This window comes from Microbulbifer celer (genome assembly GCF_020991125.1).
Classification (GTDB): Bacteria; Pseudomonadota; Gammaproteobacteria; order Pseudomonadales; family Cellvibrionaceae; genus Microbulbifer; species Microbulbifer celer.
This window is the reverse complement of record NZ_CP087715.1, coordinates 1,331,934-1,346,201: the sequence shown is the minus strand read 5'-3', so window position 1 is coordinate 1,346,201 and position 14,268 is coordinate 1,331,934. Positions and strand designations below refer to the sequence as shown.

Here is a 14,268-nt window from a genome sequence, read left to right as displayed (position 1 = left end):
CGACGCGGGCTACTCCACGACAGGCTCTGACGCCTGCCCGATCGGCACTCCCGGCTGCGGCAACGCCACCCGGGTAAACAGATCGCTGGCGGGTGTCAGCTCCGCCAGCGCATCTGCGGCCAGCAGCATGGCGCCGACGGTCCAGGTGGTTTTCTCCTCCGGCCAGATGGCACTATCGCGATAAACATACCCGGTCCAGTAGCCGCCATCGTCGTCCTGCCAGCGATGCAGCCCACAATATATATCCACTGCTTTTTCTCTCTCACCCGCCGCCAACAGCGCCATGGTGAGCTCACAGGATTCCGCCACGGTCACCCAGGGCTCGTCATTGACACAGCGGCAGCCCAGCCCGGCCACAACAAACTCATCCCACTTACGCTGTAAACGCAGTCTCGCGCAATCCCCGGTAACGGCCCCGGTCAGCACCGGATAAAACCAGTCCATGGAAAAGCGCGCCTTGCTCTCCCAGGTACGATCGAACCTTTCCGGCATATCGCGCAACGCCTGACCCAACCGCTGGTGACCGGACACCCAGCGAGGCCGGTGATGCCCCAGCGCATTGGCAATGCGAATGCCACACTCCAGGCTCTTGAAGATTGATGCGCAACCGGTGACCAATGCATCCGCAAGCACCTTGCCCTCGGTATCCACCGCCCACTGAATATCACCGTGCGGAGACTGCAGGGAAAGGACAAACTCGAGCGCCCGCTCCACCACGGACCAGTGATGTTTCAGAAAGGCTTGGTTTTCGCTGATAAGATAATGATGCCAGACCCCGGTGGCAAAATAGGCAACGAAGTTGGTCTCCCGTCGCTCGCGGTTGTCTGGTTCGCCATTTCGATAAGCCGCCCACCAGCTGCCGTCGGGCAACTGAACATCCGCAAGCCACTGATAAGCGCGCTCCGCCGCTTCCCACTCGCCAGCAATACTGAGCCCCATGGCCGCCTCGACGTGATCCCAAGGGTCTGCATAGTGACCATCAAACCAGGGAATACTGCCGTCCGCCTGCTGGCAAGAGAGAATATAGGCGGCACTGTGCTGCACAAAATCTTGTGGAAAAATATCGGAGGAAGACTCAGCGGCCGCCAGTGGCGAACCCTCCAGACGGAGCGCGGTATTGTTTTTCACGCGGCTTCCTCATTTTTCGCCAACAGATTATCTGATTCAGCGCTTCCCGGCAGCCGGGCCTCGACACCTGATTCCGACTCGACCGGCTTTACAAAATACAGTGCGATACTTTTTCCCAGTACCGGGTTTAAGAAAGCTTCCAGCCAACGGGTCAGTCTGGGTCTATCCATCAGATCCCAGACCAGAAAGCGATGGTAAGCGGTAACCACTCGGTTATCATCCCGCCCCCAGAACAGACACTTCAACCACCAGTATGGCGCGTGAAGCGCATGCGCCTTGTGGCGAGCGAAAAAACGGTATCCGGTTTTTTCAATATCCGCACGCAGCTGCTTCTCACGGAATATTCGGATATGCCCGCCTTCCACCTCGTGATAGGCGTCGGAGAGCTTCCAACAGATCCACTCAGGAAAAAATGCAGGCACCGTCGCGGCAAACACACCACCGGGCTTCAGCACGCGGTTTATTTCTGTGAGTACACCGCAATAATCTTCTATGTGCTCCAGCACTTCAGAGCAGATGACCACATCAAAGCTGTCTGCCGAAAATGGCAGGTTCAAGGCATCCCCGACACCCAGCAACAGATGGCCAGCATTTTCCTCACTGTCAAAGAACGGCGCTGCCCGCTCCTGCGCGGTACGAATATCCTGCTCACTGAGATCAAAACCAAACACCTCCACTTCATCGGAAAGTGACAGATGAATCGCATGACGCCCTTCGCCACAGCCGAGATCCAGTACCCGCTGGCCGGGCTGCAGGTTCAACAGCGCGGGATCTACCGTAATCATCAGGCTGCTTCCCCGGGCTTACCGGCGTCTCTTTGAAGCCTACCCTGACCAGACGCCGAGAGTTTTTCACGCTCCGGCACCGACAGTTCCGACTTATTCAGACTTGCGTTGGAAATTTCAGCCTGATACTGAAGTTCGGCTTGCCGCTTCTTTCCAGAAGCCTGCGCCGCGATAATTGCTCGGTAGTAATCCACCAGGTGTTTCGCACACAACGTCCAGGAGAATTGGGACTCAATGCGTTCGCGCCCCGCAGCCCCCAATTTTTCTCTCAACGAAGGGTTATCCAGCAGGGATTGCATGGCTTCAGCCAGCGCATCGCTGTTCCCTGCCGGCACCACAATGCCCGCATCCCCAACAACTTCCGGCAGCGCGCCGCCGTCACTGGAGATTACCGGCACGCCACAGGCCATGGCTTCGCCCGCGGGTAGCCCGAACCCTTCGTACAATGAGGGGCAAACCACCATGGTCGAAGAGCGGTAGTAATCAGCCATCTCCTCATTGGAGATACCGGAAACAAACCGGACCGTACGCTCCAGATCGAGGGTTTTCAGTAACGATTCGGTGGCGCCACCTTGCTGGAGCTTTCCAACCACCAGCACTTTCAGGTCCGGATACCGCGGTTGCAATGTTGCCACGGCCTGAAGCAGGAAGCGCAATCCCTTTAGCGGCTGGTCCGCAGACGCTGTCGTCATCACCCGGGGTTGTGCGCGCTTCTGTGCGCTGCCCGGAGAAAAAATATCAGTGTCGATACCGTTATAGATGAGCTCCACCCGCTCCCGCTTTACCCCAAAGTAATGAACGATATCATCAAGGGATTGGGTAGAAACGGTAACAATATGCTGCAAACGCCGGGAAACCTTTTTCTGCATACCAAGGAAACTATGCCAGCGCCGAACCAGCAATCGGTAGCGCCAGTCCGGCGCCGCATCCAGCGCCAGCTGCCGGTCCCGGCTGATTGGATGGTGAATGGTCGCGACCACTGGCAGGCCGCTTTTCTCGATGGTCAGCAGGCCATCACACAGGGATTGGTTGTCGTGAACAATGTCGTATTGATCGCGGTGCTTGCGCAGATACCGGGCGACGCGCCGACCGAACGCATAGGGTTCAGCGAACCCGCCGGTCAACTTACTGAACCACTCCACTACGTCCGCCCAACTCAACAGGTGTCGGGGGCGCAGTGCGCGGGCGGGGTGTTCGCATTCGTAAAGATTGAGCCCCGGCATCTTGATCAAGCGCACACGGGGATCCAACTCCGGATAGGGTTGGCCCGAGATCACATCAACCCGGTGTCCCGCCTCGACCAGCGCCTTGCTAAGATAGTGGAGGTAAACCCCCTGCCCGCCACAGTGGGGATGGCTGCGATAGCCCAGCAAGCAGATATTCAGTGGCCGTGTGGCCGGTGAAGGACCGTCTGTCATATTTCCCAAGGCGGTCATAAACTCCCCGTATATTATTGTTCTGGCGAATTCAAAATCGCAGTCGCCGAAAGGGCGAAGAATACACTGGCAAAGCTGTGACCGCCAGGCGCATTTCGTCCACAATACGACCCACGGAGCAGCCCAACTCTTGCCCCTCGGTCAGCACCGACCAGCAATCATAGAATAAAGCAGCCGGTGTCCCAAAACCGAAAAAGCCCCGGTTACACGCAATGCAGCAGCCGGGGCTTCAAACTATGGAGCGATTTTCAGATCAGAAGCTGAACTTGTAACCCACACCAAGATTGAAGATCCAGGGATCCATATCCAGATCATCCTTAATACGTACCGGATAAATCGCAGGATCTGTCACCGGGTTGGTAAAGCTCGGAACACTGACTGGTGTGTTGTATCCCATTTCAAATTCCGGGTTGGCGCTGACATACATGGCAGAAGCGTTGACCTGCCAGGCACTGTCGCGGCCAAAGTTGAAATCTACACCAATCTGGGCAGTCCAGCCGAATTCGCTACCGAAGTTCAGGTAACCCTCACGGCCATATTGATCATCAAAGACCGGGCGCACAAAATCCTGGTCGATATCCACATAGGAAACACCGACACCCACATAGGGCTGGATCAAACAGGAAGCATCCAGTGGATACCAGTTCGCCAGCAAGCTGGTGGTGTTCGTTTCGAAATCACCGATACCTGCGGTGAATTCATTCATCACCATACCTTCTGCATAGGCGTCCGAGTACAGGCTGGCACTGAGATCCGCACTATGAGAGTGATAAAGCTCCACTCCCCAGTGGTCAGCAGCCATCCACGCGGCACTGATATACCAGGTTGTATCATCATCCAGGTCGACATCGACAAACACATCCGCGGGCACCATTTCATCGATCGGCACGTCGGTGGTGCCGGTCAGGGGATCGTCGGCATAAAAAGGCAGATGCTCTGAATAAACATGCTTGTCGGGTTCTACATAAGATGCGCCAACGCGGATCAGCACAGAACCATCATAGGCAGACTGCGAATATGCCGGTTGCGCTGCCAACCCGGCAAAACCCACCATGCACAGGGGGAGGTAGAGGCGCTTAAGATTCATCGGTTAACTCCTTTTAACTCTGAAAAGCTCCATGGCCGCTTGGGCACGTTCCTGACTGCGACCCATGCATGCGGTTAGCTTCAGTATAGGCGCACTTTTCAGAAATTCAGCAAGCTGCTTCTAAGCAATGACGCCACCTTGGGAAGAAATTTCCGCATTTTTTCTTCAGGCAAAAAAAATGCCCGCCAGATGGCGGGCCAGTTTTCTCGAACACACTTTCAGGAGGAGAGCTTTCGACACGCTGCTTGCACTTGCCCACAGCTGTCTGTATTTAGGTATAGCAGAGCCGGCTCCCCCGCTGTCGAACAATGTCACCAAAGCCATTTAACCCGGGTTGGAAGCCACGCCTTGTCGCACAACTCGCCGACCTCTTGCCCGGGCTTCCTATCAAACCCGCTGCAAGTAACTTTCGTATTCCACGTCCGTTACTCGGGCGGCAATTTCCGCCTGCTCCTGCTGCTTCAGCAAAACAAACAGTTCGACAAATTTCGGGTCAAAGTATTCCTGCCACAGTGAACTGTCAGCGAACCGCTCCAGCGCCCCACCCCAGGTGTTGATCAACTGATCACATCCTTCAACCTGGTAGGCATCCCCTTCCACTGCAGCGGGCGGCTGTAATTTATTTTCCAGCCCGTGACAGACGCCCGCCAGGATCGCCGCCAGTACCAGATGCGCATTGACATCGGCACCGGCAATCCGGTGCTCTATTCGCCGCGCTTTGGGCTCACTGGCGGGAACACGGAATGTGACGGTGCGGTTGTCGTAACCCCAGCACAGGTTCAGTGGCGCGTGGCTGCCTTCCTGAAAGCGGCGATAGGAATTGGCATGGGGAGCGAAGATTGCCATTGCATCATTGGCAGTCTCCATCATCCCGGCAATCGCATGACGCAACAGATCAGTCCCCTCATCTGAACCATCGTCAAATACGTTGTTGCCGTCAGAATCAATCAGGCTCATATGCACGTGCATACCGTTGCCCGCCTGATCCCCGAAGGGTTTCGCCATCGCGCTTACCCGCAGGCCATGGCTGCGGGCCACCCCCTTCAGCAAACGCTTGAACAACAGAGTCTGATCCGCGACCTTCAGCGGATCATCACAATGCAGCAGGTTGATCTCGAACTGCCCAGGTGCACACTCGGAGAGGATGGAATCCGCCGGGATCCCCTGTGCTTCACAGGCAGCGCGCACGTCGGCAAAGAAATGGCGCTGGGCATCGAGTTCAGCGAGATCGTAAACATCCGTGGATGGCACCAGCGAAGCGTCATTTTCGCTGACCGGGCGCGGTCTCCCGAGATCATCCGCACCTTCTCGCAGAAGGTAAAACTCGAGTTCCGTCGCACAAACCGCTTTATAGCCAAGCTGCCCCAACCGCTCGATCACCTTCTTCAACTGTGATCTTGGGTCTGCGTACAGATCGGAACCATCGGCCTCGAACAATTGCATCTGCAGTTGTGCTGTCTGCTCCCGATGCCAGGGTGCGAGACTTATCGGCCCAACGGGCAGGCAGACACCATCACTGTCACCACTGGCAAAAACCAGAGGACTGTTTTCAATGTCTCGCCCCCAGATATCCAGGCTGACGGCACTACGGGGCATCTGCAGCCCGCCGCCAAGTAATTTGCGAGCGGAATCAGCCGGCAACCACTTTCCTCTCGGCACCCCGTTGATATCGAAGGTAAACCCCTCGATCCATTTCAGGTCCGGATGCTGTTCGAGAAACTGTTCCGACGCTTCGATCAACGCCGGGGACGGCCGATATTGTTGTTCTGCTGCTGCCATAAATCGGTTTCACATTATTGAATAAAAAAGCGGGCCCGCCCTACGCAAGGGCGGGCGTCCAATTCCAGTGGGCCTCGCGTGAAGCCCCGGCAACAAAGACGCTGCTCCGCGTCCTGTTGCAGGGCTTGGCGTATCAGGCCATGGCCTTGGCGGTATCATCCAACGCACGATGCGCCTTTTCCACCAGCTCATCAATCTGCTCGGTGGTCATGATCAGTGGTGGCGCGATGATCATGGTATCGCCGGTGGCGCGCATCACCAGACCATGCTTGATACTCATATCACGGCAGACAGCGCCAGCGGTACAGTCGTCATCGAAGCGGGCACGGCTGTTCTTGTCCTTCACCAGTTCCAACGCACCGACCAGGCCCAGCGAGCGGGCTTCACCGACGATCGGGTGCTCCGAGAGTTCGGCCCAGCGCTTGGCCAGATAAGGGCCGGTGGTATCGCGCACATTGTCGATGATTTTTTCATCGCGCAGAATGTTGATGGTCGCAATACCGGCCATACAGGCAGCGGGGTGCGCGGAATAGGTGTAGCCATGGGTAAACTCACCGCCCTTGGCCTTGATCACATCTGCCACACGATCACTCACCATGGTGCCACCCAGCGGGAAGTAGCCGTTGGTGACTGCTTTGGCGAATGTCATCAGATCCGGCTTCATCCCGTAGTAGTCGGCGCCAAACCACTCACCGGTACGGCCGAAACCGAAAATCACCTCATCCATCACCAGCAGGATGTCGTACTGATCGAGCACTTTTTTGACTTCCGGCCAGTAGGTTTCCGGTGGAATGATCACACCGCCCGCACCCTGGATCGGCTCGGCGATAAACGCCGCTACTTTCTCTGGCCCCAGCTCCTGAATTTTCTCATCCAGGCAACGGGCGGCATAAATGCCGAACTCTTCCGGCGACATATCGCCGCCTTCGGCGAACCAGTACGGCTGCTGGATGTGCTCGATGTAATCCAGTGCCTGGAACTGCTTGTGCATACCGCCCATCCCGCCGAGGCTGGCACCACCGATGGTAGAACCGTGATAGGCATTTTTACGTGAAATCACGATACGCTTTTCAGGCTGCTCTTTCAGGTCCCAGTAGCGGCGGATAATACGCAGGTTGGTGTCATTAGCTTCACTACCGGAGCCGGTAAAGAACACATTGTTCATTTTCGCTGGGGTAACTTCCGCCAGCATGTCCGCCAGTTCGATGGACGGCACGGTCGTGCACTGGAAGAAGCTGTTGTAGAACGGCAGTTTGTTCAGCTGCTCGTAGATCGCTTCCGAGATCTCGCGACGGCTATAGCCCAGGTTGCAGCACCACAGGCCCGACATGCCATCGAGCATTTTGTGACCATCAATATCACTAATGTAGGCGCCCTCGGCGCTGGTGATCACACGGGTACCCTGCTTGCCGAGGTCGTGGAAATCGGTAAACGGGTGCAGCAGGTGCTCGCGGTCATGCTGTTGTAACTGATTCTTGTTCATGCACTCACTCCTGAATCTCAAGGCGCCAGCGGTGGTCGCCCGCAAAATGTGATCACATTCTAGAGCGCTTCCCCAAAGAAACGCAACCCACCCCATGACGAATACGGGTCGATGGGCATAACACTATAGTCAGAGCGGCCCAGCGCCCCTTTTCAAGCGTCAAGAGTCAAGCGGTTACCCTGACGGAATAATGAGGAAATACGGGTCAAAACCACCAGACTCAGAACCACCAGACAAGGAAGGGGAGTCGGGCGAGCAAGCGCCGAAAACCGAAAGACGGGGAAAAAAGAAGGGAGAAAGACAGGACAACGGGAAGCCCTGGAGGAGAATTGAGCTATCTCAATCATCGGGGCGCTGATTGCGCCCCACTGATGCACTCCGTTTCAGAACGCGCAATCCACCGCGTCCAGCAACATATGGATGACCAGCCCCATGCCCAACCAGCGCACCGGCTTCCATGGTAAGAACATCATCGCCCCATAGAAAGAAATGGGGAACATGGTGTGTAGAGGATGGAAGTTGATGCTGCAGCGATCGGGGTCGTAAATCGGGTTGGCGAGCAGGTGGTCGAGATCCACCAGGTTGGCGGCCAACATGATGAGTGCAGCGCGCTTCCATTCGGAACGGAAAAAGAACCAGGCAACTGCAACCGGTACCACAAAGTGCAGAAGGATATGGAGAAAATTGAACATCTGTTTTTACTTCAGGACTGTAATAATTCTTCGTCGGAGATAGACCCGAGACCTTCCTCGATATCCTGACGAATGGCGGTGCGCACCCGCTGGACATCGTGACTGGCAATGGCTTCGATCAAGTCCTGGTGGCGGTCAGGTAATTCTTGTACACCGAAACGCTGAAATACCAGATGCTGCAGAGGCGCAGTCTGCAACCAGAGGCTTTCGATCAGGGAGAGAATGATGTGGGGCCGCCCAAGCTTGTAGAGGGTAAAGTGGAACTCCAGGTTGGCCGCCACATAATCCTGAATATCCCTGTTCGCCAGCGCGCCGGTTACACGATCGTCCAGGGCCCGCAGTTGAGCCAGTTCGGCCTCGCCGACATTGGGCAGCGCCTGCTCTGCTGCCTGACACTCCAGCGCTACCCGCGCGGCGCAGATCTCTGCGAGCTTCTCTGGGGTCATACTGGGTACCCGCACCCGCCGGGTATCAGAGAGTTCCAGTGCCCTTTCGGATGTCAGGCGGCGCAGCGCCTCGCGCACGGGCATCGGGCTGCAATCCAGTTCTGCGGCCAGACCACGGATCGTAATGGCGTTACCCGGCAGGAACTGCCCCCGCAGAATGGCGTCACGCACCTGGTAATACACCCGCTCCTGGGTGGTACGGAACGCCTCCTGCGGCTCGGTAAACTCGGCGTCTTTCATAGGGCTTCTTCTGGCATAGGGCCTCTTCTGGGATACGGCTTTCTGGGTTAACCCGGATCAGGCGGACATTGCCAGAGCCAGCTTATGTGGGGCCTGGTCACTGCCAACTTCAATCATCTCGTCGGCTATGGCGCCAGTTTGCCACAATTCGTAGAAATCCTCCGCCACCTGTTTGCCGGCCTCGGTGACCTGATTCCAATACTTGAGCCGCTCATCGGTAGTCAGCTGGATGAAATCATCGCGATCCGGAATCTTGCCAAACGGCAGCTTCGCCACCCAATCCGGTGCCGGCGCCACCAGCAATACATTCTGCATGGCACCACCGCGCACCCAGCGCCAGCGAAAACTCTTGTCAAACCAGCCCGGTACCAGATAGGGGAAGAAATGCGGATACAGGACCAGTCCATCCGGATGCTGGAAACCCAGATCAAAGTGATAGTCAGTGATCCCGCCGTCGCGGTAATTACCCGCGGGTGCCCCTTCCGGCGTTGGCACACCGGCCATCACCAGTGGAATGGAGCCACTGGCCAGTACCGCCGGGCACACACTATCGGGGCTGAGGCGCGTATTGACGGTGGACAGATTGCGAAACGCGATCGAGGGCTGGGCCTGCGAATGGAAAACCACCCGATCCCAGAATGCCCGCAAGGTGCGACGGCTGACCGCATTTGCCAGCGCGGATGCCAACAGGGCCGGCCCCAACACGGCCTTGCGTTCACTGGCCAGGGGACCACGGCCGCGCACCGTCACAAAGTGACTGTGCCAGACCGGGTTCTCGGCCACCTCACGGGCGCCCTGCTCTCCCAGGACTTCGCGCAGAATCTTTTCTCCCGCGGCAGTAATTTCCGCCGGGGTTGGTTTTTCACTGTCGTAGACCTGGTTGATATAGCCGTATTCGAGCTTTTCCAGCGCCGCCAGCGGGCTGGCGGTGGCGTAACACATATTGCGAAAGCTGCCGATGGATGACCCAAGAGTCGCAATCGGCTGATTTCTATCGCGGAAAAACTCCCCGATCAAAACCCGATCGAGCTGACTGATCGCCAGCCACTTGGGCCCACCAGAGGCGCCCACCAGGGTGGACACCATATTCTGGTTCAGGCCTTCCTCCCGCACCCGGCGAGCGGCATTAGCGCCCGCCAGTACGACACAACTTCTTTTCTTCACAGACGTCAGGCCCTTTCCAGATCCAGCTTACCGCCGATGTTACCACTCACCGGTACTACCAATCACCGGAACTACCACTCGCCGGTATTGGCCATGGAGGCCCACGGCTCCTGCGGCTCGAGGGGTTCCCCCTTCTGCAGCAGCTCGATGGAAATATTGTCGGGAGAGCGTACAAATGCCATATGACCATCCCGTGGCGGACGATTAATGGTGACGCCCTGATCCATCAGGCGCTGGCAGGTCTCGTAGATATTGTCGACTCTATAGGCGAGGTGCCCGAAGTTACGGCCACCGCTATAGGTTTCCGGATCCCAGTTGTAGGTGAGCTCCAGACAGGGACGCTTGCTCTCCTGTGCGGTTTCCCTGTCGCCGGGGGCGGCGAGAAATATCAGGGTGAAGCGGCCTTTTTCATAGTCATCGCGGGCGACCTCTTCCAGCCCCAGCTTGTCGCAATAAAAAGCCAATGATTCGTCCAAGTCTGCGACGCGGACCATAGTGTGTAAATATTCCACTGCAACTACTCCTTTGCGGGATTACAATCGCCGAGCAACTTACTAAGTTACTCCCATAGATACCAGAGCGAAATGTACCAAAAATACTATCGTCAGTTTTTACAGGCGGCACAAAAAGCGGCCTCTGAAGACCGTTCCGGCGACTCATTCGACACCGCAGAGGCCTCCCAGGGCCCGTTGCACATGGCGTGCCACTCCCACCACTACTGGCCGGACGTAACTCTAGACGCGGTGCAACAGTACTGGCAAGACGCCGCCAGACTGGCAGACCGCAAGTGGGATTTGATTTTCGGAGACAAGATCCCCGCCTTCCAGCGCCAGATTGCCCGCAACCTGACCCTGCCGGCCCCGGAGCAGATCGCCATCGCACCCAACACCCATGAGCTAGTTTACCGCCTGTTGAGCGCTTTTGACCTCAGCCAGCCGCTGCGATTGCTGACAACCGACGGCGAATTCTACAGTTTCGCCCGCCAGCTCCAGCGAATGGAAGAGCAGCCCAATGTGGAAGTGGTGCGAATTGCCACCCAACCCTTTGATACCCTGGCGGAGCGGTTCGAACAGGCGCTGCAGTCCGGGCGATATGACCTCGCCTACGCCAGCCAGGTGTTTTTCGACTCAGGTGTCGCCTTTCCCGGCCTGCTCGACATCGCCGCCCGCAAGCCCGAAGCAACGCAGATGGTCATCGACGGCTATCACGGTTTCTTCGCCCGCCCCACGGACCTTTCCGCTATCGCTGACAAGGTGTTCTACACCGCGGGATCTTACAAATACCTGGGCGCCGGCGAAGGCATGTGCTTTATGAGCGTGCCTCGGGGCTGCCAGTTGCGGCCGCTGAATACAGGCTGGTTTGCGGAGATGGCGGAACTGGAGAACCGCAACGACAGTGTGGGGTATGGCAATGACTGGCTGCGTTTTGCCGGCGCCACCATGGATTACAGCGCGCTGTATAAAGCGCTGGCGGTACTGGAGCTGTTCGAAAAAGACGGCATTTCGGTGGCGTCCATTCACCGCTACGTACAAAACAACCAGCGCCGTTTTATAGCGGCCATGGACGCTGCGGAACACCCGCTGCTCAATCGTGACAACCTGATCTACCACGATCTGGAAAACGGACACGGACACTTCTTTACATTTCGCTGTGGTTCGGCCGAAAACGCGGAACAATTACAGCAGGAACTGCTGGCAAAGGGCATACTCTGTGACCGCCGGCAACAATTACTCCGTCTGGGGTTTGCCATCTACCATCCCGCGGACGAAAATTTCGAACGCCTGTTCACCTGATGTTCATACTGGAAAATTAACAATACACACAACATCGTAATTAAACGATCAGTTCTCCCTGGCAAAGTAAGGATCCGCCATGCAAAACACCTTTCAAACCGGCTTTCAAAACAGCTTCAAATTGCTTTCCGCCGGCCTGCTCGCAGGCCTGGTAATTTTCGGTACCGGCTGCGGCTCGGAGCATCGAGAACGCCCATCGGGCACACTGGTCTCCATTTCCGCCCAGGGCGAGGCCAGCCAGGCGCCGGATATCGCCAATCTCTCTGCTGGCGTGGTGACTGAGGCCATTGACAGCAAAGCGGCGATGTCCGCCAATGCAGAACAGATGGAAAAACTGATGGAGGCCATCGACAAAGCGGGCATCGACAAGAAAGATGTGCAGACCAGCGGCATCAGCCTGTCACCGCGCTACGATTACCAGCAAAATCGCGAACGCACCATCAACGGTTACCAGGCCCGCAACACCGTGAGCATTACTGTGCGTGAGCTGGATAAGCTGAGCAAAGTCATCGACGCCCTGACCGCCGCCGGCGCCAACCAGATTCACGGCCCCAGCTTCTCCATCGGTGAGCCGGAGCCTCTGCTGGCCGAAGCGCGCGAAAAGGCCCTCACCCAGGCCAAAGCCCGTGCTGAGTCATTTGCCAAGGCGCTGGATACCAAGGTGCTGCGTATTGTCAGCATTTCTGAAGGCAGCCACGGGGGCATGCCCCGCCCGATGATGCGCGCGGAAGCAGCTATGGTAGCGAAGGACTCCGCCAGCACACCGGTCGCTCCCGGTGAGAGCACCGTAAATGTGAATCTTGAGTTGGTTTTCGAGCTGAAAAAGTAGCACTGTCGTAATAAAAGAATCCCGCTGGCATCATCGCTAGCGGGATTCTTCATATTCAGGCTAAGCGGAAATTATTCCGGCTGTTTGTATATTTTCCCATCTTTCATAACAAACTCGACGTTCTGCAGCGTGTCGATATCCTGCAGGGGGTTGCCCGCAACCGCCACCATATCTGCCAGCTTTCCGGCGCTGATACTCCCCAGGCGATCTTGTGCGTTTAACAGCGCCGCCGCATTCCAGGTGGCCGAGCGCAAGGCATCTGCGGGGTTCATACCGGCCTCTACCATCAGCGCAAACTCCCGGGCATTGTCGCCGTGGCGACTTACGCCGGAGTCAGTCCCGAATGCAATCCGCACTCCCTTGCGGTAGGCGCGACCGAAAGTATCCATCAAGCGTGGACCGATGGTTGCCGCCTTGCCCTGAACCACCTCGGGAAAGAACCCCTCCACTGCCGACTTCTGCGAAACCCAGTCACCCGCCATCAGGGTGGGCACATACCAGGTATCGTGATCCTCCATCAACTCCATGGTTTCATCGTCCATGTAGGTGCCGTGCTCGATCGAATCGACCCCCGCGCGGATCGCGCGCTCCATCCCCTCTTTACCGTGGGCGTGCACCGCAATGGTGAAGCCGTAATCCCGCGCGGTAGCGACAATCGCCTCCAGCTCGTCGTCCATGAACTGGGGGTTTTGACCACTCTTGGCCACACTCAATACACCGCCGGTGGCAGTGATTTTGATCAGGTCAGCACCATCTTTGTAGCGCTGGCGAACCGCTTCCCGCGCACTGGCAACCCCGTTTATCACCCCCTCCGCAGGGCCGGGGCTCCCCATCAGGCTGTGGCGATGGCCATTAGTCGGGTCTGCGTGGCCGCCGGTGGTAGCAATGGATTTACCCGCAGTAAATATGCGCGGCCCCACGATATCGCCGCGGTTGATGGCGTTGCGCAAACTGACGGTAACGTTGCCGCTGTCTCCCAGGTCTCTCACGGTCGTGAACCCCGCCATCAAGGTGCGTTTGCCGGTGTTGACCGCGCGCAACGTGTAGTCCGCAGGATTCCAGGTAAAGGTTTCCACATAGGTCTTGGGGCCATACTCGTATGCGAGATGGGTATGCATATCCATCAGCCCCGGCAACAGCGCGTAGTTCCGCAGGTTGATCACCTTTTCATCGCTACGCTGGCGAAACCCGCGTTCTACCGATTCAATCCGGTCATCCACCACATGTACGGTGCGTTTTTCCAGCAGTCTGCCCCGCTCGCTATCGAACAGCCAGCCAGCCTGAATCGCCAGCTTTTCCGCGCAGACCACTGAGGAAAACAGCGTGCACGCGAGCCCGATCAGCAGTGGATTCAGCCGTGAGCTTGCGCTTCTACATGTACCTTTAAAAGGAAATTTCACTACCTA

13 protein-coding genes are annotated in these 14,268 nt (G+C 57.1%); 2 read left to right on the top strand and 11 right to left on the bottom strand.

What is annotated here, in order from left to right:
• Positions 1–9: 9 nt before the first annotated feature.
• The 10 genes from LPW13_RS05470 to LPW13_RS05425 form a co-directional block, all read right to left on the bottom strand.
• On the bottom strand, positions 10–1,128 hold the full coding sequence (locus tag LPW13_RS05470) for a prenyltransferase/squalene oxidase repeat-containing protein (protein ID WP_377563600.1): 1,119 nt from the start codon (positions 1,126–1,128) through the stop codon (positions 10–12).
• The gene (locus LPW13_RS05465; RefSeq protein ID WP_230438424.1) at positions 1,125–1,913 is read right to left on the bottom strand and encodes a class I SAM-dependent methyltransferase; all 789 of its coding nucleotides are present in this window, start codon (positions 1,911–1,913) and stop codon (positions 1,125–1,127) included. Before LPW13_RS05465 ends, LPW13_RS05470 begins: the two co-directional genes overlap by 4 nt.
• Positions 1,913–3,349, bottom strand: coding sequence for a glycosyltransferase family 4 protein (locus LPW13_RS05460; protein WP_230438423.1), 1,437 nt, complete (start codon positions 3,347–3,349; stop codon positions 1,913–1,915). The genes LPW13_RS05465 and LPW13_RS05460 overlap by 1 nt, the downstream gene beginning before the upstream one ends.
• Before the next feature lie 253 nt (positions 3,350–3,602).
• Positions 3,603–4,436 carry an OmpW/AlkL family protein gene (locus LPW13_RS05455; RefSeq protein ID WP_230438422.1) on the bottom strand — a complete coding sequence of 278 codons (834 nt, stop codon included), beginning with the start codon at positions 4,434–4,436 and terminating at the stop codon, positions 3,603–3,605.
• A 387-nt stretch (positions 4,437–4,823) separates the two neighbouring features.
• Positions 4,824–6,215 (bottom strand): glutamine synthetase family protein, encoded by a 1,392-nt coding sequence (locus LPW13_RS05450; protein WP_230438421.1) that lies wholly within the window; start codon positions 6,213–6,215, stop codon positions 4,824–4,826.
• Positions 6,216–6,348: 133 nt separating this feature from the next.
• Entirely contained in the window at positions 6,349–7,698 is a 1,350-nt protein-coding gene (locus tag LPW13_RS05445; RefSeq protein ID WP_230438420.1) for an aspartate aminotransferase family protein, read from the bottom strand.
• A 383-nt stretch (positions 7,699–8,081) separates the two neighbouring features.
• Positions 8,082–8,390 (bottom strand): DUF6122 family protein, encoded by a 309-nt coding sequence (locus LPW13_RS05440; RefSeq protein WP_230438419.1) that lies wholly within the window; start codon positions 8,388–8,390, stop codon positions 8,082–8,084.
• 11 nt (positions 8,391–8,401) lie between these two features.
• Positions 8,402–9,076 (bottom strand): GntR family transcriptional regulator, encoded by a 675-nt coding sequence (locus LPW13_RS05435; protein ID WP_230438418.1) that lies wholly within the window; start codon positions 9,074–9,076, stop codon positions 8,402–8,404.
• 57 nt (positions 9,077–9,133) lie between these two features.
• On the bottom strand, positions 9,134–10,240 hold the full coding sequence (locus LPW13_RS05430; protein WP_230438417.1) for a hypothetical protein: 1,107 nt from the start codon (positions 10,238–10,240) through the stop codon (positions 9,134–9,136).
• Between the two features lie 71 nt (positions 10,241–10,311).
• Positions 10,312–10,752 (bottom strand): VOC family protein, encoded by a 441-nt coding sequence (locus LPW13_RS05425; protein ID WP_230438416.1) that lies wholly within the window; start codon positions 10,750–10,752, stop codon positions 10,312–10,314.
• Between the two features lie 72 nt (positions 10,753–10,824).
• Between LPW13_RS05425 and LPW13_RS05420 the strand changes: the two genes are divergently transcribed.
• On the top strand, positions 10,825–12,033 hold the full coding sequence (locus LPW13_RS05420; RefSeq protein ID WP_230438415.1) for a hypothetical protein: 1,209 nt from the start codon (positions 10,825–10,827) through the stop codon (positions 12,031–12,033).
• 79 nt (positions 12,034–12,112) lie between these two features.
• Entirely contained in the window at positions 12,113–12,862 is a 750-nt protein-coding gene (locus LPW13_RS05415; protein WP_230438414.1) for an SIMPL domain-containing protein, read from the top strand.
• A gap of 71 nt (positions 12,863–12,933) precedes the next feature.
• Here LPW13_RS05415 and LPW13_RS05410 read toward each other — a convergent pair whose 3' ends face one another.
• The gene (locus tag LPW13_RS05410) at positions 12,934–14,262 is read right to left on the bottom strand and encodes a metal-dependent hydrolase family protein (protein ID WP_230438413.1); all 1,329 of its coding nucleotides are present in this window, start codon (positions 14,260–14,262) and stop codon (positions 12,934–12,936) included.
• Between the last annotated feature and the right edge of the window lie 6 nt (positions 14,263–14,268).

Coding starts and splice junctions, on each gene's coding strand:
- LPW13_RS05465 (WP_230438424.1), bottom strand. CDS start 1,913: ATGATTACGGTAGATCCCGCGCTGTTGAACCTGCAGCCCGGCCAGCGG.
- LPW13_RS05460 (WP_230438423.1), bottom strand. CDS start 3,349: ATGACCGCCTTGGGAAATATGACAGACGGTCCTTCACCGGCCACACGG.
- LPW13_RS05455 (WP_230438422.1), bottom strand. CDS start 4,436: ATGAATCTTAAGCGCCTCTACCTCCCCCTGTGCATGGTGGGTTTTGCC.
- LPW13_RS05450 (WP_230438421.1), bottom strand. CDS start 6,215: ATGGCAGCAGCAGAACAACAATATCGGCCGTCCCCGGCGTTGATCGAA.
- LPW13_RS05445 (WP_230438420.1), bottom strand. CDS start 7,698: ATGAACAAGAATCAGTTACAACAGCATGACCGCGAGCACCTGCTGCAC.
- LPW13_RS05440 (WP_230438419.1), bottom strand. CDS start 8,390: ATGTTCAATTTTCTCCATATCCTTCTGCACTTTGTGGTACCGGTTGCA.
- LPW13_RS05435 (WP_230438418.1), bottom strand. CDS start 9,076: ATGAAAGACGCCGAGTTTACCGAGCCGCAGGAGGCGTTCCGTACCACC.
- LPW13_RS05420 (WP_230438415.1), top strand. CDS start 10,825: ATGTACCAAAAATACTATCGTCAGTTTTTACAGGCGGCACAAAAAGCG.
- LPW13_RS05415 (WP_230438414.1), top strand. CDS start 12,113: ATGCAAAACACCTTTCAAACCGGCTTTCAAAACAGCTTCAAATTGCTT.